This window comes from Virgibacillus salarius (assembly GCF_039521925.1).
GTDB lineage: Bacteria > Bacillota > Bacilli > Bacillales > Amphibacillaceae > Virgibacillus > Virgibacillus salarius.
In genome coordinates this window covers 1-4,778 of the sequence record NZ_BAAACY010000162.1, presented here as the reverse complement: position 1 = coordinate 4,778, position 4,778 = coordinate 1, and the positions used below count along the sequence as shown (strand labels likewise).

Sequence of the window (4,778 nt, the reverse complement as noted above, 5' to 3'; positions counted from 1 at the left end):
AAAAAAAGTGATACGCCCTAAATTGGCGTACCACTTTTTTCAGTTACTGGGTTTTGTCCCAGCCCCAGAGGAAGCGTAGATCTGAGCATTTAGTGATAAGGAATGAGCGAATTTTGCTCAGGTTTTTCTTAATTTTAGTAGCTTTTTTGATTTTTATAACACTTCTAGATGAATCGGATTTCAATAAGGATATTAAAAAATGAAAATTAATTCAGTTACCTATTTTTAAATAGTTCTTAAAACGTCATTCTTTTGACTGAAAATTACTTGTATTTTAAACCAAATATCCTAAAATTTTGAATATGAAAACTTTGTAGAAAAATGACGAAACCATGCATGAAATCAGGATTAAACGACATTTTAGTAATAACGAAGTCTTATAAATTAAGAAATGTAGGAATAATTAAAATAAACTGTTTTAGGTAAAAAGCCTTTTCAAACTTGTCTAAAAGTTATATAATTTTTAACTGTAACCGAATTCTTAGTAGCGAAAAATACTAAAATATTCAGAAAAAAGGGACATCTAAGGGAGGATATTAGTATGAAGAAATGGTCATTATTGGTTGCACTTGGTATCGTACTAAGTGTTTTTTTAGCAGCCTGCGGTGGCGATGACAATAGTACTGAAGGATCAAAAAGTAAAGATTCTGGTACAAGTGAAAGTAGTGGCGATAATACACTTAATCTATTACAAAGTGGAACAATCTCTACAATGGATTCTTCCATGGCAACAGATGAGTTCTCTTTCCAGTTCTTAGGTTCTACTATGGAAGGACTATATCGCTTAGATAAAAATGGCGAACCTACAGAAGGTATCGCAAAAGAACATAAAGTAAGTGACGATGGTCTAACTTGGACTTTTACACTACGTGAAGATGCTAAATGGGAAAATGGGGACCCAGTTACTGCAAATGACTTTGTTTATGCATGGCAACGTGCGGTTAACCCTGAAACTGGTTCAGAGTATGGTCCTTACATGATGAGCGGTGTTATTAAAAACGCTGAAGCCGTTAGTAGTGGAGATGCTGCTGTAGACGAGTTAGGAGTTACTGCTAAAGATGATTATACATTAGTAGTTGAGCTTGAAAACCCAACTCCATATTTTGAATCACTCACAACGTTCGGTACGTTCTTACCATTAAATGAAAAGTTCGTTGAAGAACAAGGTGATAAATATGCTACAAGTTCTGAGACAGTATTATCAAACGGTCCATTTGTATTGAAAAATTGGACTAGCACAAGCAGTTCTTGGGATCTAGAAAAGAATGAAAGTTACTGGGATGCGGATACAGTACAACTAGATAAATTGGCATATGAGGTTGTTAAAGACCCACAAACAGCAGTGGACCTATATGAAAAAGGTACAGTAGATCGTGCTGACTTATCTTCAGATTTGGTTGACCAATATGCTACACACGAAGATTACAATGTTTCTCCTGAAATGTCAGTATGGTATCTAAAATTTAATGAAACAAGAAATGAAGCTTTAGCTAATACAAATATTCGTGCTGCACTAAGTAGAGCATTCGATAAGCAATCATTAGTTGATGTTATTCTTAACAATGGTTCTGTCGTTGCAAATGGTTTAATTCCGGAAAACTTTGTTCAAATGCCAGAAGGTGAAAAAGACTTCCGCGAAGTAAGTGGAGATCATATTACGTATGATCCAGAAGCAGCAAAAGAATACTGGAAAAAAGGTCTAAAAGAATTAGGTAAAGATTCCATTGAGCTTGAATTCCTATCTGGTGATACAGAAACGGCTAAAACAATGAATGAATATCTTGTTAATCAACTAGAGTCAAATCTAGATGGCCTAAAAATCAACCTAAAGCAAGTACCTGGTGAACAACGTTTAGACCTAGACACAAAAATGGATTATGACATCCAACTGTCTGGTTGGGGACCAGATTACCTTGACCCATACACATATATGAGCCTTTGGGTGACAGACGGTGGAAACAATAAAATGGGATATTCAAATAAAGAATATGACAAATTAGTAGAAGAAACGACAACTGAATTAGCTACTAATAATACTGCTCGCTACGAGAATTTCTTGGAAGCAGAAAAGATTTTATTTGAAGATGCTGCAATAGCACCTGTTTATCAACGTGCTAAAGCACAATTAGTATCTCCTAAGATGCATGGCGTATACATGAACGCATTTGGTCCAACATATGAGTACAAATGGGCAAGTGTAGAATAAGCGCACATCATTTTAAGTTAAGATAGAAATTTTAAAGAGAGAGTAGGCACTGCATGATGCATACTCTCTTTTTCCCCTTATATTGATATATTCTCATAATATTGAACATTAGCTTAATTTTAGGAGGTGCAAGCATGTTACGCTACATTTTACGTCGCGTCATGTATATGGCAATTACACTGTTTATTATTGCTACCGTGTCATTCTTTCTGATGAAAATGTTGCCTGGTAGTCCGCTTAATGCAGAGGATAAATTGAGTGAAGAACAAAAAGCCATTGTATTAGAAAAATACGGCTTGAATGACCCGGTTCCCGTTCAATACGTAAATTATATGAAAGGTCTTGTACAGGGAGATCTAGGTATTTCCTTTGCGTTTGATAATACACCTGTAACGAATATTTTAATGGATCGAATAGGCCCATCTGCACAGTTGGGAGCGCAATCATTATTAGTAGGAACAATTCTAGGAATTTTATTCGGTTTAATAGCTGCAATATCGCACAATGGATTTCTTGACTATAGTTCGACAATATTAGCAGTACTCGGGACATCTATTCCATCCTTCGTATTTGCTGGACTACTCCAATGGTTCCTTGCCGTGGAAACAGGCTGGTTCCCTGTCGCATTATGGGGAACGTTTGAACATACCATATTACCAACGATCGCCTTGATGATATTCCCGATGGCAACGGCTGCTCGTTTTACGCGTACGGAAATGATCGAAGTAATGGGTTCTAACTTTATTACAACGGCACGTGCAAAGGGTGTCAGCGAAGTCGGCATTATCTTTAAACACGGCTTGCGTAATGCACTTATTCCACTTGTGACCGTGATTGGCCCAATGGCAGTGAGTTTAATGACAGGAACGCTTGTTATTGAAAAAATATTCGCTGTGCCAGGAATAGGAGAACAATTTGTTACATCGGTTATGGTTAATGATTATCCAGTAATTATGGGAACGACAATACTTTTCGCATTTTTATTTGTAGTAATCATCTTAATCATCGACCTCCTATATGTATTAATTGACCCTAGAATCAGGCTTACAGGGGGGGAAAGCTAATATGGAGAAAGATCATCAAAAAAATCAGGTCCCAAAAGAATTACTAGTACCTATAAAAGATAAAGAGAATGATAGTGAAAAAATATCAGGCCCTAGTCGAACATTTATGCAAGATGCTAGACGAACCTTCTTCAAAAATAAAATGGCAATGTTTTGTGTTATTCTGCTGGCTGTGATTGTTGTATTTAGTATCATCGGACCGGGTATGAATGAGCATGGTTTAGATGATCAAGACTTATCACGAGCCAAAATGCCTCCGCATGCCCCCGTTTTAGAAAATATTTCATGGTTAGGTTTTGATGGGACATTAAAGGATGAATTCAAAGGTGATAATGTTGAACAAGCTACACAAAAGGCTATATCCCGTTATGATAACCAAGAAGAATTTATTGATATAAAGGTGCTGTCTGAAGGGGATGGCAGCAATAATTCTGCAGAAGTAAAAGCTACTTATCATGTTTATGAAGCCAAGGATATGTCCGATCAATATTTCTGGCTAGGTACCGACACGCTTGGTCGGGATCAATGGACAAGATTATGGTTAGGTACACGAGTTTCCTTAATTATCGCATTAGTTGCGGCGGCGATTGATCTCGTAATTGGTGTCGCATATGGTGGTATTTCCGCATATTATGGCGGAAGAGTCGACAATGTGATGCAACGAATACTAGAAATATTAGTCGGAATTCCGAATCTTGTTGTTATTCTATTAATGATTCTCGTATTACAGCCAGGTATTATATCGATTATTATCGCTCTGACGATAACGGGTTGGATTGGAATGGCCCGGATCGTCCGTGGTGAAGTGTTGAAGCTGAAAAATCAGGAATTTGTGCTTGCTGCACGAACGTTGGGCACAACGAATGGAAAAATTATTCGGAAGCATCTAGTTCCAAATATTAGTGGGATTATTATCATTAATACGATGTTTACGATACCTAGTGCCATCTTTTTTGAAGCATTTCTAAGCTTTATTGGATTAGGGATGGTTCCGCCGGATGCATCTCTAGGTACGCTAATAAATACTGGATTCGACAATATCAGACAATATCCATATCTATTAGTCTACCCAGCAGTACTGATTTCAGTCATTATGATTGCATTTAACTTAATTGGAGATGGATTACGTGATGCGTTTGATCCGAAAATGCATAAATAAGAAGGTAGGTGTTTCTAAATGAGTAAATTGTTAGAAGTAAAGGATTTGAGCGTTTCATTTAACACCTACAACGGTGAAGTACAAGCTGTTCGAGGTGTGAACTTTGATTTGAAAAAGGGGGAGACATTAGCGATTGTTGGTGAATCTGGCTCGGGAAAGTCGGTAACATCGATGGCGTTAATGCAGCTCTTACCTAAGCCACACGGCTTTGTCAAATCAGGGGAGATTTTGTTTGAAGGTGAGGATTTGGTTAACAAATCTACGAAAGAGATGCAAAAACTCCGTGGTAAAGATATTTCGATGGTATTCCAAGATCCGATGACATCGTTAAATCCGACGATGAAGGTAG

4 protein-coding genes are annotated in these 4,778 nt (G+C 37.3%); all 4 read left to right on the top strand.

Going from position 1 to position 4,778, the window contains the following annotated elements:
- Nucleotides 1–541: 541 nt before the first annotated feature.
- Entirely contained in the window at nt 542–2,206 is a 1,665-nt protein-coding gene (locus tag ABDZ84_RS19460) for a peptide ABC transporter substrate-binding protein (protein WP_343782696.1), read from the top strand.
- Between the two features lie 134 nt (nt 2,207–2,340).
- Nucleotides 2,341–3,270, top strand: coding sequence for an oligopeptide ABC transporter permease (opp3b, locus tag ABDZ84_RS19455; RefSeq protein WP_166531005.1), 930 nt, complete (start codon nt 2,341–2,343; stop codon nt 3,268–3,270).
- Between the two features lies 1 nt (nt 3,271).
- On the top strand, nt 3,272–4,429 hold the full coding sequence (gene opp3C / locus ABDZ84_RS19450) for an oligopeptide ABC transporter permease (RefSeq protein ID WP_121605799.1): 1,158 nt from the start codon (nt 3,272–3,274) through the stop codon (nt 4,427–4,429).
- Nucleotides 4,430–4,447: 18 nt separating this feature from the next.
- Nucleotides 4,448–4,778, top strand: a 331-nt coding sequence (locus tag ABDZ84_RS19445; protein ID WP_343782693.1) for an ATP-binding cassette domain-containing protein, incomplete at its 3' end; no start/stop codon positions are given.